General features: G+C 40.6%; 21 protein-coding genes. 11 read left to right on the forward strand and 10 right to left on the reverse strand.

What is annotated here, in order from left to right; genetic code table 11:
- Positions 1 to 705 precede the first annotated feature (705 nt).
- From ACQFX9_RS18345 to gshB, 3 genes are all read left to right on the forward strand, one after another.
- Complete coding sequence (locus tag ACQFX9_RS18345) at positions 706 to 1,866, forward strand: hypothetical protein (RefSeq protein ID WP_427157514.1); 1,161 nt, start codon at positions 706 to 708, stop codon at positions 1,864 to 1,866.
- Between the two features lie 272 nt (positions 1,867 to 2,138).
- Positions 2,139 to 2,399: a glutaredoxin 3 gene (gene grxC / locus ACQFX9_RS18350; RefSeq protein ID WP_427157515.1), complete on the forward strand. Its 261-nt coding sequence runs from the start codon at positions 2,139 to 2,141 to the stop codon at positions 2,397 to 2,399.
- A 117-nt stretch (positions 2,400 to 2,516) separates the two neighbouring features.
- Positions 2,517 to 3,485, forward strand: coding sequence for a glutathione synthase (gshB, locus tag ACQFX9_RS18355; protein WP_427157517.1), 969 nt, complete (start codon positions 2,517 to 2,519; stop codon positions 3,483 to 3,485).
- Positions 3,486 to 3,853: 368 nt separating this feature from the next.
- Here gshB and ftsZ read toward each other — a convergent pair whose 3' ends face one another.
- The 4 genes from ftsZ to ACQFX9_RS18375 form a co-directional block, all read right to left on the reverse strand.
- Positions 3,854 to 5,137 carry a cell division protein FtsZ gene (gene ftsZ, locus ACQFX9_RS18360; protein ID WP_236142782.1) on the reverse strand — a complete coding sequence of 428 codons (1,284 nt, stop codon included), beginning with the start codon at positions 5,135 to 5,137 and terminating at the stop codon, positions 3,854 to 3,856.
- Positions 5,138 to 5,325: 188 nt separating this feature from the next.
- A complete protein-coding gene (locus tag ACQFX9_RS18365) occupies positions 5,326 to 5,631 on the reverse strand; it encodes a hypothetical protein (RefSeq protein WP_427157519.1) in 306 nt (101 codons plus the stop codon).
- A gap of 235 nt (positions 5,632 to 5,866) precedes the next feature.
- Positions 5,867 to 6,709 carry a cell division protein FtsQ/DivIB gene (locus ACQFX9_RS18370; RefSeq protein ID WP_427157520.1) on the reverse strand — a complete coding sequence of 281 codons (843 nt, stop codon included), beginning with the start codon at positions 6,707 to 6,709 and terminating at the stop codon, positions 5,867 to 5,869.
- Between the two features lie 60 nt (positions 6,710 to 6,769).
- Positions 6,770 to 6,931, reverse strand: coding sequence for a hypothetical protein (locus tag ACQFX9_RS18375; protein ID WP_427157522.1), 162 nt, complete (start codon positions 6,929 to 6,931; stop codon positions 6,770 to 6,772).
- Positions 6,932 to 7,161: 230 nt separating this feature from the next.
- Between ACQFX9_RS18375 and ACQFX9_RS18380 the strand changes: the two genes are divergently transcribed.
- Both ACQFX9_RS18380 and ACQFX9_RS18385 read left to right on the forward strand, forming a co-directional pair.
- Positions 7,162 to 8,493 carry a P-loop NTPase fold protein gene (locus ACQFX9_RS18380; RefSeq protein WP_427157524.1) on the forward strand — a complete coding sequence of 444 codons (1,332 nt, stop codon included), beginning with the start codon at positions 7,162 to 7,164 and terminating at the stop codon, positions 8,491 to 8,493.
- 202 nt (positions 8,494 to 8,695) lie between these two features.
- Positions 8,696 to 13,687 (forward strand): hypothetical protein, encoded by a 4,992-nt coding sequence (locus tag ACQFX9_RS18385; RefSeq protein ID WP_427157525.1) that lies wholly within the window; start codon positions 8,696 to 8,698, stop codon positions 13,685 to 13,687.
- Positions 13,688 to 13,832: 145 nt separating this feature from the next.
- On the opposite strand, the gene ACQFX9_RS18390 is transcribed toward ACQFX9_RS18385, so the two are convergent.
- Positions 13,833 to 14,189 carry a hypothetical protein gene (locus tag ACQFX9_RS18390; protein WP_236142777.1) on the reverse strand — a complete coding sequence of 119 codons (357 nt, stop codon included), beginning with the start codon at positions 14,187 to 14,189 and terminating at the stop codon, positions 13,833 to 13,835.
- A 383-nt stretch (positions 14,190 to 14,572) separates the two neighbouring features.
- Here ACQFX9_RS18390 and ACQFX9_RS18395 point away from each other — a divergent pair, with 383 nt between their 5' ends.
- The 6 genes from ACQFX9_RS18395 to psaI all read left to right on the forward strand — a co-directional run bounded on the left by ACQFX9_RS18395 (position 14,573) and on the right by psaI (position 21,516).
- Positions 14,573 to 15,406 (forward strand): photosystem II manganese-stabilizing polypeptide, encoded by an 834-nt coding sequence (locus ACQFX9_RS18395; protein WP_427157526.1) that lies wholly within the window; start codon positions 14,573 to 14,575, stop codon positions 15,404 to 15,406.
- Between the two features lie 1,037 nt (positions 15,407 to 16,443).
- Complete coding sequence (locus ACQFX9_RS18400; RefSeq protein WP_236142775.1) at positions 16,444 to 17,220, forward strand: RNA polymerase sigma factor SigF; 777 nt, start codon at positions 16,444 to 16,446, stop codon at positions 17,218 to 17,220.
- A gap of 153 nt (positions 17,221 to 17,373) precedes the next feature.
- Positions 17,374 to 18,225, forward strand: coding sequence for a hypothetical protein (locus ACQFX9_RS18405; RefSeq protein ID WP_427157529.1), 852 nt, complete (start codon positions 17,374 to 17,376; stop codon positions 18,223 to 18,225).
- Positions 18,226 to 18,228: 3 nt separating this feature from the next.
- Positions 18,229 to 18,474, forward strand: a complete 246-nt coding sequence (locus tag ACQFX9_RS18410) for a hypothetical protein (protein ID WP_427157530.1) — start codon at positions 18,229 to 18,231, stop codon at positions 18,472 to 18,474.
- Between the two features lie 295 nt (positions 18,475 to 18,769).
- On the forward strand, positions 18,770 to 21,295 hold the full coding sequence (locus tag ACQFX9_RS18415) for a hypothetical protein (protein ID WP_427157532.1): 2,526 nt from the start codon (positions 18,770 to 18,772) through the stop codon (positions 21,293 to 21,295).
- 110 nt (positions 21,296 to 21,405) lie between these two features.
- Positions 21,406 to 21,516 (forward strand): photosystem I reaction center subunit VIII, encoded by a 111-nt coding sequence (psaI, locus tag ACQFX9_RS18420; RefSeq protein WP_103136074.1) that lies wholly within the window; start codon positions 21,406 to 21,408, stop codon positions 21,514 to 21,516.
- Between the two features lie 280 nt (positions 21,517 to 21,796).
- Here the strand turns inward: psaI and ACQFX9_RS18425 are convergent, their stop codons facing one another.
- From ACQFX9_RS18425 to ACQFX9_RS18445, 5 genes are all read right to left on the reverse strand, one after another.
- Positions 21,797 to 21,919, reverse strand: a complete 123-nt coding sequence (locus tag ACQFX9_RS18425; RefSeq protein WP_103136073.1) for a photosystem II reaction center protein J — start codon at positions 21,917 to 21,919, stop codon at positions 21,797 to 21,799.
- A 58-nt stretch (positions 21,920 to 21,977) separates the two neighbouring features.
- The gene (locus tag ACQFX9_RS18430; protein ID WP_071989460.1) at positions 21,978 to 22,097 is read right to left on the reverse strand and encodes a photosystem II reaction center protein L; all 120 of its coding nucleotides are present in this window, start codon (positions 22,095 to 22,097) and stop codon (positions 21,978 to 21,980) included.
- A 20-nt stretch (positions 22,098 to 22,117) separates the two neighbouring features.
- Positions 22,118 to 22,255: a cytochrome b559 subunit beta gene (gene psbF, locus ACQFX9_RS18435; protein WP_236142771.1), complete on the reverse strand. Its 138-nt coding sequence runs from the start codon at positions 22,253 to 22,255 to the stop codon at positions 22,118 to 22,120.
- Positions 22,256 to 22,264: 9 nt separating this feature from the next.
- Positions 22,265 to 22,510, reverse strand: a complete 246-nt coding sequence (gene psbE / locus ACQFX9_RS18440; protein ID WP_103136071.1) for a cytochrome b559 subunit alpha — start codon at positions 22,508 to 22,510, stop codon at positions 22,265 to 22,267.
- A 120-nt stretch (positions 22,511 to 22,630) separates the two neighbouring features.
- Positions 22,631 to 23,653 carry a photosynthesis system II assembly factor Ycf48 gene (locus ACQFX9_RS18445; RefSeq protein ID WP_427162931.1) on the reverse strand — a complete coding sequence of 341 codons (1,023 nt, stop codon included), beginning with the start codon at positions 23,651 to 23,653 and terminating at the stop codon, positions 22,631 to 22,633.
- Positions 23,654 to 23,694 lie beyond the last annotated feature (41 nt).

The raw sequence follows: 23,694 nt of genomic DNA on the forward strand, positions 1-23,694 counted from the left end.
ACGTTTAAATTTCACTAGCTGAATCGCATTAAATTCTAGCGACTTGACAAGCCTAAAGTGTATTAAATGTAGGTTAGATTGAGCAAAGCGAAACCCAACATAAATCTCGAAGACTCAACATAGATGTTGGTGTTGGGTTTCCTTACATCAACCCAACCTTACAATTTTTTTACAACATTTTAGTCTAGACACGCCGCTAGCGTCTTTCTTTGCGTTGCGTTTTTGCCTTGTAGTTGCTTCTACTGTGCGTATTTCTAATGTGTGCAGCAAAAAAAGATTTATGCAAGATGGATCAAAAATGATGTTTGATTTAGTAATTTGTTAGATTTACATAAATATTTTCTTGAATGTTGATTGAAAATCTACGTGTTTTTTCTATATTTAACGCAAATTCATATTTAAATTACTTTAAATATATAAATCAAAAGTCTGTTATGTAGAATCAACTGATAAAAAATTTTAAAATAGATTCAATCGGCGCAAAAACATCAGTATTTTTTCTTGGTTTGGCAGAGAAATTAAAACATTAGATAGCTGTGTTTAATGCCATATTATTGGCTTTTTTATTAGCCATTAAAACTTTGATAAAGCGGAGTGCTAAAACTTCCAAAAATCTTTGGTTTATGCCAAATTGTATTGAGAATTTTCTAAGAAATCTGCAAGTGTTTTGTTAATTTCAGCGTCATTCTAAAAGAAGCAGCGAAGATGTCAAAATATTTAAACTCAAAATTAAGCTATATAGCAGTCGGTATCATCACCTTCGCTGTGATAGGTTCAGCGAAGGTTACTCCTGCATATGCCGCTACCATTGGCGGCACTTCTTCAAGCACCTCGACAACTACTTCAGCCACTACCGTACGTCTTAAATTTGATAACATCACCACCAATAATCTTGCTAACGTTGCAATAGGTGAAAGTCAACTATTTTTAGATGTGACTAAGGGCAGTAAATCAGACCAGGTTCTATTCAAGTTCAGCAATATTGGTGCAGCAGCCTCTTCCATCACCCAAATTTATTTTGACCAAACACAAAACCTGTTAAAAGGTATCAGATCAATTACCGATAGCGGCAGTGGCGTGGACTTTAGTGGATATACAAAGAACACTGGTGGATATCAAAGCCAGGTTGGTACGTATGTAAAAAGTGTTGGCACATTACCAGGAGGAAAGGATGATAACTTTACCCCTGAATTTGCCGTAACGGCAAACTCAAAGGGGGGAGGAGTTTCCAATAATGGTGTGAATCCTGGGGAATGGGTTAGTGTGCTGTTTGATTTGGACTGTGATGTAATTTTTGATGACATCGTTAAAAGTTTAACAAATGGAAGTTTGAGTATAGGTTTACATGTTCAATCAATAGGTACGGTTAATAGTGGTAGTGAATCTTTCATAAATCTCAAACCCCCAACACCAACCCCAACCCCAACACCGACTCCAACTCCAACCCCAACACCGACTCCAACTCCAACCCCAACACCGACACCAACTCCAACCCCAACTCCAACACCAACTCCAACCCCGACTCCAACCCCAACCCCAACACCAACCCCAACACCAACACCGACTCCAACACCGACTCCAACCCCAACCCCAACACCAACCCCGACTCCAACCCCAACCCCAACACCGACTCCTACACCAACTCCGACTCCAACCCCAACCCCAACACCAACCCCAACACCAACCCCAACACCAACACCAACTCCAACTCCTACACTTACACCTCCTTCAACGACTTACTATCAACCACCTGCTCCTCCACCAAGGAAAGTACCTGAGCCTGGTACGATCGCAGCTCTAAGTCTATTTGGTTTAAGTGCTTTAAGGCTGACAAAGAAAAAGCAGGACGATGACTCGCAAGAGTAAATAACACTGTTCAATTTTCAAACTAGTTGAGATATGGGTTCAGAAGTTTAAAAACACTTCTGAACCTATTTTTTTGAGGGTTTTCGGACTTGGATCTGTTTCAAAATTTTCGTGAATTGGTATAACCAATGATATTAATAACAGCCTCAATTCCCAGATTTATGTAAATATACGTTTTGATTACCAAAAAAGGCTACAGTCACTAGAACAGATAAAAAAGTTCTAGAATTAAGTTCTAGAATTAAAAAGTGTGAAATAAAATTGAGGATTTTATGGCTGCTAAGGTAGAAATTTACACTTGGGCGACTTGTCCATTCTGCATCCGCGCCAAAAGTTTGCTGAAGCGTAAGGGTGTTGACTTTATCGAATACGGTATTGATGGCGACGAAGCAGCAAGAGATCAGATGTCTGAAAGAGCCAATGGTAGACGTTCCTTACCACAAATTTTTATCAACGATCGCCATGTAGGTGGTTGTGATGATATCCACGCTTTAGAGGCTAAAGGTAAGCTAGATGAGCTACTAGCAGAATAATCAGATTTTACTGGAGATGGGACTTTTCCACTACCCAAAATCGTCAATCAATCAGATCATCAAAAGATAATGTAAATTAAATATCCTGGGAATGTTCTGGCAATTGAGGCAAAAAGTGTGAAACTGGCTTTTATTATTGACCCCATCCATCAGCTTGACGCTTGTCATGATACCAGTGTTGCATTGATGGAAGCAGCACAAATTTTAGGTCATGAAGTCTGGGTAACTCAAGCCAATTGGCTGAGTGTAGTAGAAAGCAAAGCTTGGGCGATTTTGCAGCAGGTGGAATTAGTTCCCATCCAGTTGGTAGAAGGACGCTGGATAGCAGCAAATCCTTGGTATAAGTTAGGCCAGCGTTCTTTGATCTCTCTAGAAACGATGGATGCTGTATTTATGCGGACAGATCCACCGGTAAATGATCCTTACCTTTACGCTACCTACATTTTGGATTACATTGACCAAACTAAAACTTTGGTAATTAATAATCCCAGTGGTATCCGCAGTGCCAACGAAAAAATGTATGCTCTCCAGTTTACCAATGCTATTCCCGAAACTATTGTGAGTGCTGATAAGCAGTTCATTCGGCAATTTGTGGAAGCAAAAGGCGCAGCAATTCTTAAACCATTGGGTAACAAAGCTGGGGAAGGAATTTTATTTTTACAATCAGGCGATCGCAATTTTAACTCCATTGTCGAACTCAGCACCCAACAGGGGCGATTAGCTGTCATGGTACAAACCTATCTTCCTGAAGCGAAAGACGGCGATAAGCGGATTATTCTGCTGAATGGAGAGCCTATTGGCGCACTCAATCGATTATCGAGTGGTAACGATTTTCGCAATAATATGGCAACTGGTGGTACAGTCGCATCCACAGCAATTACTCCCAGGGAGTATGACATTTGTCAGCAAGTGGCTAATAAGTTACGCCAAGACGGCTTAATTTTTGTCGGTATTGATGTGATTGGTGGTTACTTAACAGAAGTCAATGTCACTAGTCCTACCGGAGTACGCGAAATCGACAGACTTGATGGTACTCGACTAGGACAGCAAGTCATTCAATGGATTGCAGAAACTTTGGAAAAATAAAAAACTAAAATAATTGACATTTATGCTTATGCTTTTGACTTGATCTACCTTTGGTGTTGCAAAAGCTGTACTTCACCTTGATCAATCAAGATTCAACATCAATCTAAATTTTTTGATTGATGTTGAATTTTGCATTAATTTTCTACTGTGAGTTATACACATCAAAAAGGTAGATACACAACTGCGCCTGTCTTGTAGATTGTAACTGTGCGGATGATTCTGTTTACTGCTAGCACAGTCTCAGAATCAATGCTTGCCATTCCCAATTGGTGCAGAGTGCTAATCAAAATATATTGCGGCAGAGTAGTCAATAGCACTCAGCCTGACCTAAGACTATAAATTTTAATAATCTCAAATCTAAGAACCCCCTAGTTTTTTGTCGGTCGTCGTCTTTGGAGAAATTCAGGAATATCCAAACCCGTTTTTTCTTTAGGTTCTGGAGTGGTGGCGGGAGGGGTAGTAGGCGGTGGCTGGGGAGAAGTCCGTTTTGCCATTGGTGTAACGCGTGTATTAGCAGTAGTTTGTTGAGGTGCTGCTTGTACTTCCCCAGTAAAACCGGTGGCGATGACAGTAATTCTCACCTCACCTTGTAACCTGTCATCAATCACTGCACCAAAAATAATATTAGCGTTGGGATCAACTACTTCATAGATAGTTTCGGCGGCGGCGTTAACTTCATGGAGAGTTAAATCACTACCTCCAGTGATGTTAAATACAACACCTCTGGCACCTTCAATAGAGCATTCTAACAGTGGTGAAGAAATAGCTGCGATCGCAGCTTCTCTCGCCCTCGATTTTCCAGAACTCACACCAATTCCCATCAACGCCGAGCCAGCATCAGCCATTACAGCCCGCACATCAGCAAAGTCTACGTTAACTAACCCAGGAATAGTAATGATATCGGAAATCCCCTGTACACCTTGACGCAATACATCGTCTGCATAGCGGAAAGCTTCTTGTACTGGTGTTTGTTCTGGAATCACTTCCAAAAGTTTATTGTTAGGGATAATAATCAATGTGTCCACCCGACTTTTGAGTCCTTCAATCCCTTGTTCTGCCTGAGTAGTACGGCGACGACCTTCAAACACGAAAGGACGTGTCACCACACCCACAGTCAAAGCCCCCATTTCCTTGGCTATTTCTGCAACAATGGGAGCCGCACCAGTACCCGTACCGCCTCCCATTCCCGCCGTAATAAACACTAAATCAGCCCCTTCTAAGGCGGTAGCAATTTCATCTCTAGATTCTTCCGCCGCCTTTTGACCAATAGCAGGATTCCCACCTGCACCTAATCCTCGTGTGAGTTTTTGTCCAATTTGTAAGCGACTAGGCGCGCCTGCTAGAGTTAAAGCTTGAGCATCGGTGTTAATTGACCAAAACTCTACCCCAGAAACATCAGATTCAATCATGCGGTTAACCGCATTACCACCACCACCACCTACGCCTATGACTTTAATATTGGCGACTCGCCCTGGAACAATCTCTCCGATTCTGCTAGCTTCTGTGATAATCTTCTTGCTGTCGTGGTTTTGTCCAAAATTCAGCCCAGAGTGATTAAAGGGGTTAGAGGAGTTAACGGCTAGAGATAAACCCGGTTGCCCTAACGATTGGGAGTTTTTATAGGTAAGCTCTTGGTTATTATCAAGTGTCATTGGATTCAGAAAGGTAGATAAACGACTTTATGCAGATGTTATTTGTCTAGAAATCAACTATAGTGACACACTGCCTAAATTTACGGCAATGCTATTAGATTGTTGTCTCTACTGCTCACCTTCACAGGATTGTCAGTGCTGCATTTTGCTATGGGATAAGCAATGAAGGCAGCTGCTCACACAGCTAATTATTCTAGAGAAGTATACCTATATTTACCTAAAATTGATCTGTATAACTTCCACAAGACATCAAGATTTTTGCCACATTGCTGATTTTGCATAGTATATCCTTGGCATAGACGATACACTTCCTTTGTTAAGGATTGATCATCAATATTACTATTCACTTTATTGGTTTTAATCTGAATTGCCGTATCATGTACGGTTTTTAGGCTGTGCTTTTTTTGATGATTTACTAAAATTAAGCACTGAGAATAAATGGCTGTCATCCCCTGATGATTAGTTTTAGGGGTTAAATCTAGGCAATTCAACATACACTTAATAAAAATACAAATAATCCATCCGTCAGGTTTTTAGATGATCACATAGCTGCCAAATAGCAGATACAGAACTTTTGATCTGACTTAATAATATAGTTGATAGGTTTCGCAATTGGGTATATTTCCCGATTTCGTCAATAATTTAGTTCTATAACTGTTGTTTATCCAGAAATTTCGCGATCAGGGATTATATGTAGATCAGTTATAGAACAATGAATGACTAACTACATCAAGGATTAGTAGAATTAGCAGATTCATCTGCCTTTTTTTGGATCATATGTACTAAGGGTGATTCAGGATTGGTCAAGTCAATATATTCTATGTCACTCGGATTAACTTTTTTAGGTAAGTTTCTAATTCTATTTAGTAAACTAATTTGCTCAGGTAACTGGGGACTAAAAGCACCTAGATAAACATTGCCTATTTCTGTTTTCAACTTGATGTTTGTGGGATCTTGGCAATCAATTTCCGTAATTTTAACGGAGCTTTGACTAACGTAAGTATATAGTTGACTCCAGTATTGGGCGTATTGTTCCGGTAATCCAATCACTTTGAGACTAGGTAAAGTCTCATTCGGATTCATCAGAGTGTATTTTTCTAAAGGTATCCACATCCCTTTAGTGTCGATTAAACCCGTATTTTCTTTTTGATTATTTGCTTGATTTTTAGTTTTTTGTGCTAAAGCTACGGGAACTCTTTCTTCTATCTCAATAATTAATCCTGGAGGAAAAAGACGACGATTGACGGTTGCTTGTGCAATAGTTGGTTGTTTCTTCAAAGATTCAGCAATCACTGAAGGCTGAATTCGCCACAAAGATTGGGGATAAGACAAGGGTAGAAGTGTTTGAACTGCTTCTGGTGACAGTGATTGCTCACCAGAGCGCATCAATACTTGTTTAGGTGTTTTTAGTACCCATATGGGTTGAACAGCCACCCACAGCAAACCGCCAGCTAATCCACTGATAGCAACAGTCCGCCAAATTGTTTGCAAAATTTGGACTCGGCGTTGTCGGCGGAATTTTTGACGGCGTTGAGCTAAATCTTTCTGAGAAACAGATACGATGTCAGGCATTCATACCTCATTGTTGATTGCAGTCTAAATGGATTATCAGACGGGGATGATTGATGTACTTCAGTATAAATACTGCCATGAAATAGTTGCTCCCTGGAAGACTAGTGTGATTGCTAGTAACACTTTACAGCAACCCTTATAAAATGCAGGTACTGCGCGGTTGAGTGATGCGATCGCTCTAGTCAGTTGAGACTGCAAATGTTGATTAATTTGTTTTGGCATCAAACATCTGCTAAGTAGCTTCTAGTTAGACAAAACAATCATTTATTGTCAATGTTTTTGTAAGAAAAATCTTGTTAACCGCCAGCTACTTCCGAGTCAGAACAAAACTTGTAGCTATAACTTTTATGACAAATAAACAATAAAATACGCATAAATACATAGAAATAGAGGCTGAAATTTGGCGATAATAAGAATCCAGGAAGTCGAAAAATAGCATCTACCTTTTCAAAATGGGAAATAAACTAAATCTGTCACGCTTCTATAAAGCCTGTAATCCTAGTTACACCTTAAACATGGGTGTAACATTAGATCGGCAATACTATATAGACTTTTCTGATGTGCGTGGATGCAAGATTGTCGAAGAACTACAACGTACCATCAGCCGTATTTCTCCTGATGAGCCTACTTGTCAATTATTTACAGGTCACATAGGCTGTGGCAAATCAACAGAATTACAACGCCTCAAAGCAGAGCTAGAATTAGCAGGATTTCATGTAGTTTATTTTGAGTCTAGCCAAGACTTAGATATGGCAGATATTGACATCAGTGACATCTTACTAAGTGTCGCTCGTCAAGTTAGTGTCAGCTTAGAAGCCATCGGAGTCAAGCCGAAAGCTGGTTACTTCACCAATTTATTCAAAGAAATAGGGGATTTTTTACAAACACCCATAGAATTATCTGGAGAAGCCGAATTTTCCTTGGGTATTGCGAAAATTACCGCCAAAACCAAAGACAGCACTCAACTACGCAATCAACTCCGACAATATCTCGAACCTCGTACCAACAGCATTTTGCAAGCAATTAACGAAGAGATATTAGAAAAAGCTACCGAACAGCTGAAGTTACGGGGACAAAAAGGACTAGTAGTCATTGTAGACAACTTAGATCGAGTCGATATGCGTCCTATGGCCTCTGGACGCACACAACCAGAATATCTCTTCATTGATAGAGGCGAACAACTCAGAAGGCTTAAATGTCACGTAGTTTACACGATTCCACTAGCGTTAATTTTCTCCAATGAATACGAAGCACTAAAAAATCGTCTAGGTGGAGGTATCGCACCCAAAGTTTTACCGATGGTATTAGTGCGACAAAGAGATGGTAGTGATTATGACCCAGGAATGTCCTTGCTACGTCAATTAGTTCTAGCCAGAGCCTTCCCAGAATTCCCCTCTGAGCAAAGAGAAACATTCATTACAGAGTTATTTGATGCTTCTGAAACTTTAGATCGTTTATGTCGCGTCAGTGGTGGACACATACGTAACTTACTAGGTTTACTTTACAGTTGCTTGCAAAGACAAGATCCACCATTTTCTAGAGACTGCTTAGAAGCTGTGATTAAAGACTATCGTGATGATTTGCTTTTAGCTATTGATGAATGTCAATGGGAATTATTATTTGAAGTCGTACAACAGCAGAGCGTTAAAGGTGAATCAGACTACCAAAGCTTACTCAGAAGTATGTACTTATTTGAATATCGCGACCCTAGAGGCCGTTGGTTTGGCATTAGTCCAGCCTTAGCAGAAACAGAAAAAGTCGTCGCTTGGCAACAACTTAAGTAAGCCAACAATATCTTCAGTAATTCAACAATAAAAGTTCAAACTTATAAGTTTAAACTTTATTAATGTTTGAATTATCATGTTTTTGAAATAGTTAGAAATATTCCGCAAAATAATTTATTTTTTGATATACCTATTTTCGTGGACATATCATTTAGTAAATATATTTTGTGTTTTTTTCATTATCTATAATTTTAAAAAAAATATGCTTTCCACATCATATCAGTTGACAACAGAAATTACACCTAATAATTTGAACTCTCTACAGAGATTAATTAGAGCTATTAATCTCTCTCAAGGTCACTTCGCTTTAATTTTAGTACGGTGTAATTATAGTCATCTCCGAGAGCAAATGCTTGCCGAGTTACGCTCTCACACTCAAGACATTAATCTCAGAGAAATTTATCTTTCATCTTCTACTAACTCCTTACATACAACCATATCATCAGAATTATTTTTAGATCATCCTGCTGTGGGTACAGATTCCTTACCATCAGCCGTGATGGTTTTTGGTTTAGAATCAGTTATCGCCCTAGATGATTTAATTATTGGGATTAATCAAGCAAGAGATATCTATGCGGCCAGTTTTTCTTTTCCTCTAATTTTGTGGTTACAGGATGAAGTTGCATCAGTGCTTTCTAAATTAGCACCTGACTTTAAAAGTTGGGCAGCAACTACAATTAAATTTGAAATGGCTAAGGAAGATTTAGTTGCCTTGATCCGACAAGAAACAGAATCTTTATTTGCCAAAATTTTAGAAACTGGGGCTGAGAAATTCATCTCCAATGCCGCTTTAAATTTAGATCCTAAATCTCAGCATCGCCACGAAATTGAATCTGCCCGAAATGATTTACTACGGTTGTACAGTGTAAAACTAGAACCTGGATTAGAAGCTAGTTTAGAATTCGTCCTTGGCAGAGATAAATATGCTAACGACCAAATCAATAGTAGTTTATCTCACTATCAAAGAAGTTTAGCTTTATGGCAACAAGAATTAAGGAAGGTCAAAGATTTAAATGCTCTGAAGTGTAATCATGTCCATGAATTGTGGCAGGCAACTATATCATTTCATTTAGGTCTTTGCTATCGCCGCATGGCAGATTTACACAGAGGGAATAAAACTAGTTATTGGCAAAGAGCTTTATCGTGGTTTCAACAGTGTTTGGAGATATTGACAGAAGTACAAAGGGAAGATTTAACTGCCAAATTTATTATTGCTGCTTGTGAAATTCTGCAAAATTTACAAGCTTGGACAGAACTAAAAGAACTAGCGCAAAAAGCCTTAAAATTACATAAAAAATATGGTAATGCCGCCCAAATTGCCCAAGATTATAGTTTTTTAGCTACAGTAGCGATTACAGAATCGAATTGGGTATTAGCGCATGAATTAGCTAATACATCCTTAGCGATCGCAGAAAAAGCCACAGATATTTCTCAGCCCCAAGAAAGTAGATATCTATTAATCTTAGCCAAGACACAATGGCATTTAGGTAATTGGGAAGAAGCCATTAGCAATCTCGAATGGGCGAAGGTAGTTTGTGAATTACAGTATGAGCCTGCATTGTATTTAGAAATTTTAGAAGAATTGCGATCGCTTTATTGCATCGAACGTCATGATTATCTAGAAGCCTTTAAACTCAAGCAAGAAAAAATTCAAATCGAACATCAATATGGATTTCGCGCTTTCATCGGTGCTAGTCAGTTACAACCGCAACGCTACAGAATCAATCAAGCACTAGCTGCACAAAAAATTGAATCCATTCCTGAAGAAATAGCCCAGGAAATATCTGTATCTGGTAGACAGCAAGATATTAATAGATTAATTGAAAGACTGACACGGGCTGATTATAAACTGACAGTTATTCATGGCCCGTCAGGAGTGGGTAAAAGTTCCCTTCTGAAAGCAGGTTTACTACCCTTTCTCAGAGGAAAAGCGATTGGTGAACGGATTCCTTTACCAATTTTTATATCTGGATACACAGATTGGCTAACAACTTTAGGTCACTTGATCAATCAAGCTATTGCCCAAATAGATATTCCCATCGCTATTGAATTTACGCCCAGTATTCTGATAGAAAAAATCCGCTTGGCTGTTGAGCGCAATTGTACAATCATTCTCATATTTGATCAGTTTGAAGAATTCTTCTTTATGAATAGTGCTGATCAAAGAATTAACTTTTATTGTTTTTTCAGTGAATGCTTAAATATCCCCTATGTTAAAACTCTTATTTCTTTAAGAGAAGATTATATACATTGTTTATTAGAATTTGAGCGATTTAGCAAAAATAATGAGGAAAAATTATATGACTTGGGTGTCATCAATAAAAATATCCTCGACAAAGATATTCGTTATTATTTAGGCAATTTTTCTATTGAAGATGCTTTGGGCATCATTTGCAGCTTCAGACAAAACTCTCATTATGAAATGAGTGCTGAATTAATCAACAAATTAGTCCAAGATTTAGCAGGAGAGACAGGAGAAGTTCATCCCATTGAACTGCAAATAGTGGGAGCGCAATTACAGACAGAGAATATTACCACCTTACAACAGTACAACCTGTGTGGAGGTTCCAAAAAATTAGTAGGGCGGTGGTTAGAGGAAGTTATTAAAGATTGCGGTGCTGAGAATGAAAATTTAAGTTGGCAATTATTATTTGAATTAACAGACGAAAAAGGGACACGTCCACTCAAAACTGACATAGATTTGGCGAAAGTTCTGAGAAATCATAGTGAGCCAACAACAGAACCTTATTCGCCTGGGGAATTAATCTTAGAAATTTTAGTGGGTTCTGGATTGGTATTACGTTGGCGAGACGAAACAGGCGATCGCTACCAATTAGTACATGATTATCTAGTAGAACCTATCCGCCAAAAAAATAATCACGGCATAGTAGCGGAACTAGCAAAAGTCAAGTCTGAAAAAAAGCAAGCTGAAGTCGCTCAACAGGTATCTCAAGAACAGTTAAATTTAGTTTTACGAAGGCGGTTAAGGGAAGCACGGATTGCGGGGGTGTTGTTAGCCGTCATGGGTAGTACAATAGCTGCCCTGTGGTGGCAAGCTGATATCCAAAGAAGAACCGCAGAACTGCAAACAATCCGCGCTGAACGCAGTGAAACCAACTTGCAAATTAGTGCGATCGCCTCATCTAGTGAAGCCCTCTACACTTCCAATCAGCAATTTGATGCTTTGCTAGAAAGTATGCGGGCTTGGCGAAAACTCAAACATTCACAAGGTATTCTTCCAGAAACTCAAATGCGCGTTGTCGCCGCCTTGCAACAGGCAGTTTATGGAGTCACAGAGTTAAATCGCCTGGAAGGACACTCTGATATTGTCTGGGGCGTGACATTTAGCCCTGATGGCAAATTATTAGCATCAGGTAGCACCGACCAAACAGTCAAATTATGGCAACCCGATGGAACTCTACGCCAAACTCTTGCCGGTCATAGCAGTCCGGTAACTAGTGTGAGCTTTAGCCCAGATGGTCAAAGTCTAGCTTCTTCTAGCCTGGATAAAACTGTTCTCATCTGGCGCAAAGACCCAATTACAGAGCAATTTGACCCCACACCCGCTATCACCTTATCCAATGTGGGAGATTGGGTGTATAACGTCACCTTCAGCCCTGATGGTGAGTTAATCGCTACAGCCAGTAAAGACAAAACTGTCAAACTCTGGCGACGAGATGGTAGCTTAGTCACGACCCTCAAGGGACACAACAAAAAAGTTAATTGGGTGAGTTTTAGTCCTGACAGTCAATTCATAGCCTCAGCCAGTGAAGATCAGACAGTGAAAATCTGGCGCAGAGATGGCAGTCTGGTGAAAACCTTACCAGCCCATGAATCGGGCGTAACAGTTGTAGTTTTTAGCCCTAATGGTGAACTATTAGCTTCAGCTAGTCGAGACCAAACCATCAAACTTTGGCAAATTGAACGCGCCAATCAAGAGATTAAGGATATTCAACCATATAAAACTTTAACCCAACATAACAGCACAGTTTGGAGTCTAAGTTTTAGCAGTGACAGTACCAAGCTAGCCTCCGCCAGCGATGACAATACCATCAACCTTTGGAGTCAAGCAGGAACTCTCATCAAAACCTTGAAAGGTCATAGTGATGCGGTTGTTAGTGTCGCCTTTAGCCCAGATAACAAAACCCTAGCATCCAGCAGCTATGACAAAAGTGTCAGACTATGGAGTCTGGAATCACCAACCTTACCAGTTCTTCGAGGTCATGAAGGGCGAGTTTTGAGCGTTGCTTGGAGTCCTGACGGTCAAATGTTGGCTTCTGGTAGCCGCGATCGCACTGTCAAACTGTGGCGGCGAGAAGTAGTGAATGGTCAAACTGAAACAAATATTTACAAAACTTTGGTAGGTCACACAGACATAGTTAATAGCGTCAGCATTGACCCCAAAGGCGAAATTATTGCTTCTGGCAGTTATGACAACACAGTCAAGCTGTGGCGGCGTGATGGCACCTTATTGAAAACCCTACTAGGACACAGTGACGGCATACTCAGTGTAAATTTTAGTCCCGACGGTGAGTTGTTAGTTTCAGCTAGTAGAGACAAAACCATCAAACTTTGGACTCGTGACGGTATTTTACTCAAAACCCTAGAAGGTCATCAGGCTAGAATCAACAGCGTCAGCTTCAGTCCCGATGGTCAGGTAATAGCTTCTGCTAGCGATGACAAAACCGTTAAACTCTGGCAGCGCAACGGCACTTTCATCAAAACTTTCGCCCCCCACGATAGTTGGGTTTTAGGCGTGAATTTTAGCCCAAATAACCAATTACTAGCTTCCGCCGGTTGGGACAACACAATCCGCCTCTGGCGACGGGATGGGACGCTATTACAGACCTTATTGAAGGGATATGGTGATAGCGTCAATGCCGTTACTTTTAGCCCCAATGGAGAAATTCTGGCTTCTGCGAATTGGGATAGTACAGTCAAGCTGTGGAGCCGTGAGGGTAAATTAATTAAGACCCTCAACGGACATCAATCCCCCGTCTTAAGCGTTAGTTTTAGCCCCGATGGTCAAACATTAGCATCGGCTAGTGACGACAATACGATCATTCTCTGGAATTTGCATATGGATGATCTACTATCTCGTAGTTGTCATTGGCTCAATGATTATCTCAAACACAACAACAATGTCGCACCAAGCGATCGCTCTCTTTGTGATGGCGTTCCCGAAAATTACTGAATGCTGATAATTTTCGGGGCTTATAAGCTAATCGTCATTTAAATTGCATTTCATGTTGGCAAAAGATGTCAACCCTCTCCCTTACACCCTGCACAGACCTGCCCCTCTGCGGCCTCAATGTGTAAATTAAATGCTTAACAGCTGATTAGGGGCGATCGCTATCTAAAATTTCATCAAAGGGTTCTAACTCACTCGTGTGATCATTCTCCTCCGGTAACAAATTTTGTAAAAAGGCTTGCAGCCTCATCCGTTCGATATAAGGCCAACCACCTTCTGACTCAATATCCTTGAGCAGTGCATAGAGTTGCTGACGGTTGTTCGGTAAACTCTCCTGAAAAGAACTATCTCTAACTTCTCTATGCAACTGTTCCAGCTGACGTAACAATTTCAACAAAGCTGTTACATTTCCTTGACAACTTTGCGCCACATCATGTACCACAATTGCTATTTTTTGTAGTTGTGCGGATAATTCTTCTGAGTCAGAACTACTGTTTTTGCTCATCCCACCCTCTTCATTACAACTAAATCTACTTCAATTTACCGAAGATTATTGGCTTTCATTCCGTGAGCAGTAACGTTTTACAAGGACTTTATCGTACCTAGATGCGATCCAAGCGAATTATTTGAGATCAGAGTGCTTTGATTTTGAGTTAAAAAAAATCGTATGATCTGGCTGATTTACTTATAAAGCAATGGGCTGTATGTAATAGTAATACATACATATTACAGAACGACTTGGGCGACATCGCAAATGTTCATAGCATTTGCCACGCGCGAAGCTAAAGCCAATCTTCGTGCCATTGAAGCACTATGCCCCGATCTGAAGGTGTATTCACCCATGCACCCAAACCCTTTAGATACTAATTTTTGACATTGAGGTTGACCATGAGGTATCGAGCTTTAATTGCTGCATTCTTAGCTGTATGCTTGGGGCTACTCACCGCTTGTAGTGACGCGCCTGCTGCTAGCAGTAGGGATATACTGACTTACGAACAAATTCGAGGCACTGGCTTGGCTAACAAATGCCCTCAACTTACAGAAACCAGCCGTGGTTCAATTCCCTTGGATTCTAGCCAGTCCTACGCCATCAAAGAACTCTGCTTAGAACCCACCAATTTCTTTGTCAAAGAAGAGCCTGCTAACAAACGTCAATCAGCAGAATTCGTAGCTGGCAAATTGTTGACTAGATATACTTCCACCATTGATCAAGTTTCCGGTGCGCTGAAAATCAACACTGATAACAGCTTGACCTTTGAGGAACAAGATGGTCTTGACTTCCAAGCCATTACCGTACAATTACCTGGTGGTGAGCGAGTTCCCTTCCTATTCACTATTAAGAACCTAGTTGCTCAAACTCAACCTGGTTTAACTAGTGTAAATACTTCCACAGACTTTGAAGGAACTTTTAAAGTACCTTCCTATCGTGGTGCTGCTTTCCTTGACCCCAAAGGTCGTGGTATCGTCACTGGCTATGACAATGCTGTTGCTTTACCAGCACAAGCTGACGATGAAGAATTAACCCGCGCCAACGTCAAGCGTGCAGAAATTCTCAAAGGTAAAATTTCCTTACAAGTAGCTAAAGTGGATAGCTCTAGTGGTGAAATCGCCGGTACTTTCGAGAGTGAACAGCCATCTGATACCGATTTAGGCTCTGCTGAACCCAAGGAAGTCAAAATTCGTGGTCTGTTTTACGCCAGAGTTGAACCCAATCGCGGCTAAAAGCTTTTGATTGCTCAAATCTTGTCAAAACTGAGGACAAAATTTTGTCTAGCTTACCTCCTGTAGAGGTTTAACTAATGCCCCTAACTTATTAGGGGTTCATTAGTTAAATGATTTCAGATCAAATGAGCATAAAATTCATATTTACTTTAAAGGGCTAATAGCCCTTTTTTGTTGGTCTTCACACTTTTAATTTAGGGACTTGCAGAAAATAAACTCTTCCACACAGTCTTCCTCTGTAATACCGAATTGGCATAGGCGATGAATCTGGGCTTGGAATCCAAAAGCCAGAATGGGGATGAGTATTCCTGACGCACCTCTACTGCGGCTGTCTGACCTTTGATGATCAACAACTATCTTACCCAAGAGACGAAAAGTAAAGTTTTCTTAATCTAATTGAAGACTACGGCTCCTTTATAAGTACCCAATAATACCCCTTAAATGTGGCTCTTCAGCATGATAACTATGTTGATTTACGAGCCAGAAAATTTTCCAGTTTAAAGTTCAGATAAATAAGTCTGCGATGCTTTCGTAACCTTACTGAAAATTAAACTTCAGTAACTACCCAAGTCTCTGCAAGAGCCACAATTATTGTTAAGTAGCTAAATTAAGTACAATTTCGGTTTTAAATGTAACCGAAAATTATATATTTTGTCTGTATGTAGATGCAACAAACCTACATCAAAAACGCCAAATCAATATACAAAACAAAAAAACTCAGAATTCAGGATCCCTAATTCAGAATTAACCATGCTTGTAGCTATAGAAGTCATGGGAGAAAAAGTTTCTAGGCGATGAATCTATTACTCACAAGTATTGTCAGTTCTGAGCTTTGAGTTCTCAATACAAAAGAATTTTCACTCCTTTTAATTTTGCTGGATTGTTAATTTCATTGCATTCAAAAAATAATATCTGTAAACAATTATTTATTTGTCCTCTCATTAATAGCAGGACATTTGCTTTGATATCACCCAATCACAGCCAAATTTAAAAGTGAGTTCTGGTTGTCTCTTGATTAAATTAATCACTGCGGTGTTATGCCTACCTCAACTACCAATGAACTAAAGTGCGAAATTTGGCAGTTGTTGCGAGAATATCAGCTATCTCGCTCCGAAACTGTTCGCAATCAACTGGTGCAGCTAAATTTTGGGCTAGTGAGAAAGGAAGCTCACTATTGGATGAATCAATGTCGTGAAAATTATGATGATTTGGTTCAAGTTGGTTGTTTGGGTTTAATTCGGGCGATTGAAAGATTTGAAATTAGCAAAGGTCACGCTTTTAGTTCCTTTGCTATTCCCTATATTCGTGGTGAAATTCAACACTATCTCAGAGATAAAGGCGTTACAGTTAGAATCCCTCGACGGTACTTGGCATTACAACAACGTGCCATAGGCATTTCCCGTTCTTTACGCGTAAAGTACAATCGCCAACCAACTGACGCGGAATTAGCGGACGCATTGGAAATTTCCCTAGAAGAATGGCAAGATATTAAACTGGCTTGGGTGAATCGTGCGCCGTTGAGTTTAGATGTTCCTGTACAAGATGGGGAAGAAGGATCTACTAGTTTAGGAGAATTAGTTCCTGATCATCACTATCGTAGTTTTCAATTAGCACAAGAAGATCAAATTCGTCTTCAACAAGCTTTATTTCAATTAGAACAGCGCACCCGTGAAGTTTTAGAGTGTGTGTTTCTCCACGATTTGACACAAAAACAAGTAGCAGAACATTTAGGCATTAGTGTGGTTACTGTTTCTCGCAGAGTCAAGAAAGGACTGGATTTGTTAAAGCATCTGATGTGTACAGCTGATGATTAATCTAGGTGGGATTAAACAGTATTTCCACTGAGAAAATAATGTAAAAAAAATCCTGAAAATCCAAAAGTTAGGTTATAAAGATAACGATACTTTGTCTGAAATATCAGCAGAGTTAGTGTTTATCAGTTTTCCTATAGCGTTTGAGAACAGCTAATGGACATAAGATCAAAAATTGTAGTTGCAGCTATGATGTCTGTAGCGATCGCAGGGTGCGCTTCAGAACAAACACCACAAGCTGTTAATCCAACTCCGAGTGCAGCACCAGCTCCTGTTGCTAAATCTCCACCAGCAGCTGAATCTTTTAATAATCCTGTAATTCCTGGTCAGCCACAAACAAAGCCAGCTGCGGGGAATTCTAATCTTATTCAACCCACGAATGCCACAGAAAGAATAGTTGTATTTTCTAAAGGACGAATTGACCCATTTGCTCAAATTGTTGGGTCAACAACTCCTGTTGAAAGTTCACAAACCACAACTCCCAAAGCAGTACCTTCTTTACCTCCATTACCCAATGGTGTAAAGCCACAAAAAGCGACCGGCAGCAGTACGACCAACAAAAATCAGCCCAAGCCCAATAATCAAAACAAATTAGCACGGGCTGTTAAACCGCCTAGCTTAACTCCTGTGTTACCGAAAGTGCTGCCACAGGTAGTTCCCAATTCCACTTTAGTTTCCGTTCTACCACCAAAAGCACAACCTGACTTAGCTAGGGCTGTGATGGTGACTGGAGTTGTGATTGTGGGTAAAGTCCCCCAAGCCATCATCAAAATCCCCAATGAAATAGCAAGTCGTTATGTGGAAGCGGGACAAAGACTGGCGAACGGGGTTTTGGTCAAACGAATTGAAATGAATGAGGGTTCCAATCCGATTGTAATTCTGGAACAATACGGTATTGAGGTAGCTAGAACAGTAGGTGAAGCCCCAACAGGTACAGTATCATCAACTACAAATCCTGTTTCTTTCACCACACCTACCTCAAATACAGTCAGTGTTGGAGCTTCATAAAGGATGGAGACTAAAGAGAAAGTAGAGTTTGCTGGTTTACCATTAGCCGTATATCGAGAGATAGCGGCGCATATTTGTCAAGTTACGGGAGTAGAAGTGAGTTTAATCCCTCAGTCTGCTGATCAATTTGACTACCATCAAAGTCAAATTGCTGGCTTGTGCATTTCGTGGTCAGCAAACTCGCATCAGGAAAGTCGGCAACGTGTACAGCAAATATTAGCCTACTACCAAAAACGCTACGCTATTTGATGCTGTGAGTTAAAGCCGTCTTGTGGAAAAAATCGGGATTGGCTAAATCTGAGCAATCCTGATAATTTTTATTTGGCTCAGATACATGAGCCTAATTTTATACATATTAATTGACTATTGTCTTTTGATGACTGAGTATATTTAAATCAATTTTTACTATTCAAACTCAATACTATTACTATCTAAAGCAAAAAATTACATTTGAGTGATGCAATTAAAAGTTGCTGAGGTAAACTGGCTAGCAATATAATGCAAAAAATTTCTCAGCTGCTCTTTGGTCTGGGCATCACTCACAATGGAAAACTGGCAATTTCTGATTCAGAAACAGGGCGATCGCTCATGGCAAGCTCTAGAATCGCCAAGCACGGATATTTTGGAAGGTAGGTATAGAGTTTTGGCTCTATCACAACTGCCAAATACAGATGTGGAAGTGCGCGTCACTTTCTTTTCTCGTCAGGAAAAACCTCCTAGACGACGTGTACAGAAGCGGCTAAGGCGCACTAACGCCGATGGTTTAATGGCGGTGATTCCTTTTACGTACCTCAAGCCAGGAATCTGGGAATTGCGCTGTTTTGGGGATTTGATGTCAGATATGTTAGGGCAATCCTGGGAATGTGGTGTTTATTTACAGGTATTGTCTGAGGAAGTCCACACCGCAAACGTTACGCCAGTCACAGAATCACCTCATGCTCTGGAATCTTTACCAAATATCAATTTAGAAACGCATGGGTTAACAGAAATAACCGTTACCAACCCCAGCACTCTGATAGCGACGAGTGTTGAACAAGAAGTGCTAATTGATGAACCGGTTAGCCCTGTCTGGGTAAAGGGTGAAACAGCAGAACAGATTTTACAGAATTTAATTGATTTAGCATTACCAACTTCTGATCCGTTAGCAGAAGAGGTCAAACATGATGCTTTACTTCTAGAAAAGCCGAAATGTCCTTTGGCTCTCACTTTAGATCGGGAAACTTATGTGACGCGTTGGGGACACGTCCTGACAATTCATGGGCGTGTGGAGGTAGCAGAAAACTACCCCACAAATCAAAAATCCTTGCCCAATCGTCTTTATGGTTTGGAGTTGAGGACAGAATTGCGATCGCCCCAAAGTCTAGAAATCTTGACCCAAATCCGGCAATCTTTGGCTGATCAATTGCTACCTTTGACTTTACGTTCTGCGATTGATATCCCGGCTAAGTGCGAATCACAACTGATACTAGCTGATATTAGTTTGTATGGCTCTCTTACAGATGGTGGGGAGGTAATTCTCTTAGCTAGCCAATCTTTTACCATTACGGCGGATGTCACTCAATTGCTGACTGTTACCATTCCTTCACCCAAGGTTGAGGCTAGCACACCACCCACGCCTACACCTGAACCCTCAATTAGCCTGGATTTAGAACTGTTCAACTTGGTGAAATCGTCACCCACAGAACAATCTCTAGTGACTTCTCCACTACCAAGTACACCCATACCACAATCAGTTGCACCCACATCTACCAAAAAAACAGCTGATGTTCGGGGATTACAGTTACCCAAATTGCCTGAGCCAGTAAATACTGCGATCGCAGTAGATCAGATGCAGCCTGTTACTGAGACAGCAATAGTATCTGTTCCTGAAACCCCTGAGTTAACTGAGGATGAAATTACAGTCCCCACGAATCCGGCTCCGATTAACTTGGAACAACTGGTGATCAAAAATCGGCGATCGCGGTTAATGGGCAGTAGCTTTCCTTACCTGAAACCCCTGCAATCTTCTCCTACTCCCAGCGTCACCGAAAATAACGAAATTGCTGATATATCTGAACATCAAATAGCTCATAATCTATTACCAGCAGAGTTAAATATACTAGAAAATACTCAAGAAGATATTAATGAAGATACTAAATATACAGAGGAAAACTTATCAACGGAGGAATTAGTCTCTGATCCTAATTCTGAGCCGGAACCGGTATCTACATCAGAAACCGACGATGATTTTAGAGATCATGCACCAGAAGTCACAATTGCTCATTCATCACCTCTAATTAGAAAGTGGATGCAAAGCCAGGGCTATTCCCTACCCGAACCTGTTGATTTACCATATCCCCATCAAGATGTGCTGGATGAGGAAGGTGGATATGATGAGCCACCTGTCACCACTGTGGAAGACACCACTGAGATTTCACTAATGAGTGGGGATACTGTCAGTGAAGTGACTTTGATAGATACTGTAGCTGTCCCAGAGATAGAGAATCCAGCTGATGAACCAGAATCTACAGATTTAGTAACTGTGACGCAGTTCGAGCCGACAGTAGCTATTGACACACCTGTTAATTGGATAGACCAAGAAATTGTGGTTGACGATATTTTCAGTGAAAACGTAGTCAATTTCAGTAACGCTTCTAGTTCGATCATCGAAAATTCCACAAATGCGAGCTTATCAATTTTTACGTCTTTGAGTGACGAACCGATTAAACCCTTACCAGTACCGAAACTCCACGTACCAGAAGGCGAGTTGATTGCTGGTAATTCCGTGAGGGTAAGAGTGGAATTACCTAAAGTTCCGCCACAAGTTGTGGTGAAGCTATGGGTAGAAGACTGTCAAACTCGCTGGTTGCTGGATGGCCCTCACTTACTGACAGATTTACTACCTAATTCCTCTGGGGGAATGGAAGTAATGATTCCCTTAAATATTCCCTTTGGCTGCTTAGAGATCCGTATAGAAGCGATCGCCCTCAATCGAGCTACTCAACAAGAAAGTCACAAAGTTACGGTATTAAGAACCGTAATTCCCCCAGATTTGCGGAATATTCCACTAGACGAACTGCTCGGTTTATGATCAGTTCTGGCGAAAATCTGTGTTAAAAATCTTTAGAATTTGCAAAAATCCGGTTAGATTTGCAGTAAGCTCTTTTTGAATTGTTGTGTAATTTAACAGGACTATTTACTATGGCAGCTTCATTTTTGCCCTCTATCTTTGTTCCTTTGACTGGTTTAGTTTTCTCAGCCGCAACAATGGCGTTTATGTTCTTGTACATCGAACGCGATGATATTGGTTAATTGATTAATTAGGCACAAAGTAGTTAATTTTGGATTGTGGATTGTTTTGCTCATCTTGTCTTAAGAGCAAGCTCAAAGCTCCTGCTATTTGGCAGTATGGCTCGAAAATTATGGATCTAAAATCCAAAGTTGATTATTTTTTACCCGTGATTAATCAGCAATTAACTGGATTTTGCTGCTAATCAGTCAATTAAAATACCGCCTGTCTTTTTGAAGATAGGCGGCTTTTTATTGATGCTTTTTAAACAACTGCTAGATGAATTGGTTCAATATGTTCCAATTAGATTGAAGAACCAAGTCCAGCGTAGGCTCCATAGAAGAAAATACCTACAACAGTAATTACACCTAATCCTGCGATCGTAGCGACGACCCACAGGGGAATTCTCCCAGTTCCAGCAGACACAGCTTTTCCTCCTCTCTGAATAAATTAAATCAACACAGATGTCAAACAAGAGTTCCAGTTAGTTAAAGAAGTAACTGGAAAAGAGAATACCTAGAACGAAAATTAGTAGTAGTCCCAGGTAAAGAGAAGTCCGGTTTAGTTCAACCGGTTGATTATTAGGATTGGGCGTTCTTTCCATGATTAACTCCTAGTAGTTAACTAGCGTTGAATAAACTGCATCGAGGCGATCGCGCCCAAAAAGAAGACGGTAGGCACAGCTAGTGTGTGAACTGCCAGCCATCTCACTGTAAAAATAGGATAGGTAACTGGTTGGTTAACGTTGTTGCCGCTAGTCATGATTTCAAATTACTTAATAAACTGTTCAACTTGTTTTTTCGCTTCAAAACGATTATTCACAATTGGCAGCTCTTGCCGTGTTTGTGTGTAATACTCGTCAGGACGAGGAGTACCAAACACGTCATAAGCTAGACCGGTGCTGACAAACAACCAACCAGCGATGAATAATGCTGGAATGGTGATACTGTGGATTACCCAGTAACGAATACTGGTAACAATATCGGAAAACGGACGTTCTCCAGTAGTCCCTGACATTGAGATTCCCTACCTTTATAAAGACGTTATTGAGTTTATTATCCTACAAAGTTTAGAAACAGTTACAAGTTGCAACTTGCTTCTCATAAAACTGGCAGATACTGAAAACTTAGATTATCACTAAGCTGACGCTGCTGTTTTGTCGGATTTCGCGACATCGGGTTGATATTTGAGTAACACGCCGCGATCGCCAATGATAAATCCTTGTTCTGGGCTAAAAAAGACGATCTTGTAAAAATTAGCCGCTACTCCTTCGACATCACGGTCTTTTGACCAGGTTAGACCGCCATCGGTACTGAGCAACAAGTTACCGCTACCGCCACCAATCCAGATTTCTTCAGGTGTGCGATAAGCCAAATCCAATAAACCCCAACTAGTGGAAAATTCAGGACTTTGAGATTCTTGCCATGCTTCTGGCTCATTGGGGTCGCTAAACTGGACTTGACCACCTCTTGCTAGTAACCACAATTGCCCGTCTTCAGAGAATCCCATATTTTCTACACGGCGGGAACTGTTACGGTTATGGGGAACCCAAGCATTTTGTCCAGGTTCCCAAGTGGAGTAAAAGCTGCCCTTAGCAGAAACAGCTACATATTTACCATCAGTAGCACGTTCTAGGTTACGCACTACCCCAACGGCTGCTTCTACTTGCGCCTTCCAGTTTCTACCGCCATCAGTGGTTTTGTAGATTGCGCCGACATCGGTAGCCATTTCAGCTGTATTTTCACCCAAAGCATGAACAGAGATGGGATTGCCTGGTAGTTTGGAACTAAGGGGGATACGTGACCAAGAGTGACCTTCATCAGTGGTGTGTAGCAACAAAGAAGGCTCACCAGCAATCCAACCTTCTTTACCAGCAAAACTGACTGCATCAAAACGATAGCGATCGTCATCCAAAGCCAATTCCAGTGGTTTCCAAGTATCACCACCATCATTGGTTTCTAAAAGAGTGGTATTGCTACCAACCAAAAAACCATGCTGGGGATTTCCCGTAAAAGCAATATCTAAAAGTTTGGCCTCAGTTGGTACAGAAATAACTGCCCAAGGATTGTAGCTGCTAGACGGCACTTTACTACAACCCAGACACAAAAAGACGACCATTAACAAAGCAAAGATTTTCTGCCAACTTTTCACAATAACCATCGATCGCATGAGATTTTTTGTATTTGTATTCTAAATTTGTG

Source organism: Aliinostoc sp. HNIBRCY26 (assembly GCF_050235535.1).
Taxonomy (GTDB): domain Bacteria; phylum Cyanobacteriota; class Cyanobacteriia; order Cyanobacteriales; family Nostocaceae; genus Trichormus.

Bases quoted from the DNA above. Each gene is read 5' to 3' on its own strand.
- ACQFX9_RS18375 (WP_427157522.1), bottom strand. From the start codon at position 6,931: ATGCCAAAACAAATTAATCAACATTTGCAGTCTCAACTGACTAGAGCG.
- grxC (WP_427157515.1), top strand. From the start codon at position 2,139: ATGGCTGCTAAGGTAGAAATTTACACTTGGGCGACTTGTCCATTCTGC.
- ACQFX9_RS18345 (WP_427157514.1), top strand. From the start codon at position 706: ATGTCAAAATATTTAAACTCAAAATTAAGCTATATAGCAGTCGGTATC.
- ACQFX9_RS18390 (WP_236142777.1), bottom strand. From the start codon at position 14,189: ATGAGCAAAAACAGTAGTTCTGACTCAGAAGAATTATCCGCACAACTA.
- psbE (WP_103136071.1), bottom strand. From the start codon at position 22,510: ATGTCAGGGACTACTGGAGAACGTCCGTTTTCCGATATTGTTACCAGT.
- ftsZ (WP_236142782.1), bottom strand. From the start codon at position 5,137: ATGACACTTGATAATAACCAAGAGCTTACCTATAAAAACTCCCAATCG.
- ACQFX9_RS18395 (WP_427157526.1), top strand. From the start codon at position 14,573: ATGAGGTATCGAGCTTTAATTGCTGCATTCTTAGCTGTATGCTTGGGG.
- ACQFX9_RS18430 (WP_071989460.1), bottom strand. From the start codon at position 22,097: ATGGAAAGAACGCCCAATCCTAATAATCAACCGGTTGAACTAAACCGG.
- ACQFX9_RS18370 (WP_427157520.1), bottom strand. From the start codon at position 6,709: ATGCCTGACATCGTATCTGTTTCTCAGAAAGATTTAGCTCAACGCCGT.
- ACQFX9_RS18415 (WP_427157532.1), top strand. From the start codon at position 18,770: ATGGAAAACTGGCAATTTCTGATTCAGAAACAGGGCGATCGCTCATGG.
- ACQFX9_RS18400 (WP_236142775.1), top strand. From the start codon at position 16,444: ATGCCTACCTCAACTACCAATGAACTAAAGTGCGAAATTTGGCAGTTG.
- ACQFX9_RS18385 (WP_427157525.1), top strand. From the start codon at position 8,696: ATGCTTTCCACATCATATCAGTTGACAACAGAAATTACACCTAATAAT.
- ACQFX9_RS18365 (WP_427157519.1), bottom strand. From the start codon at position 5,631: ATGTTGAATTGCCTAGATTTAACCCCTAAAACTAATCATCAGGGGATG.
- ACQFX9_RS18445 (WP_427162931.1), bottom strand. From the start codon at position 23,653: ATGGTTATTGTGAAAAGTTGGCAGAAAATCTTTGCTTTGTTAATGGTC.
- psaI (WP_103136074.1), top strand. From the start codon at position 21,406: ATGGCAGCTTCATTTTTGCCCTCTATCTTTGTTCCTTTGACTGGTTTA.
- ACQFX9_RS18410 (WP_427157530.1), top strand. From the start codon at position 18,229: ATGGAGACTAAAGAGAAAGTAGAGTTTGCTGGTTTACCATTAGCCGTA.
- psbF (WP_236142771.1), bottom strand. From the start codon at position 22,255: ATGACTAGCGGCAACAACGTTAACCAACCAGTTACCTATCCTATTTTT.
- ACQFX9_RS18380 (WP_427157524.1), top strand. From the start codon at position 7,162: ATGGGAAATAAACTAAATCTGTCACGCTTCTATAAAGCCTGTAATCCT.
- ACQFX9_RS18405 (WP_427157529.1), top strand. From the start codon at position 17,374: ATGGACATAAGATCAAAAATTGTAGTTGCAGCTATGATGTCTGTAGCG.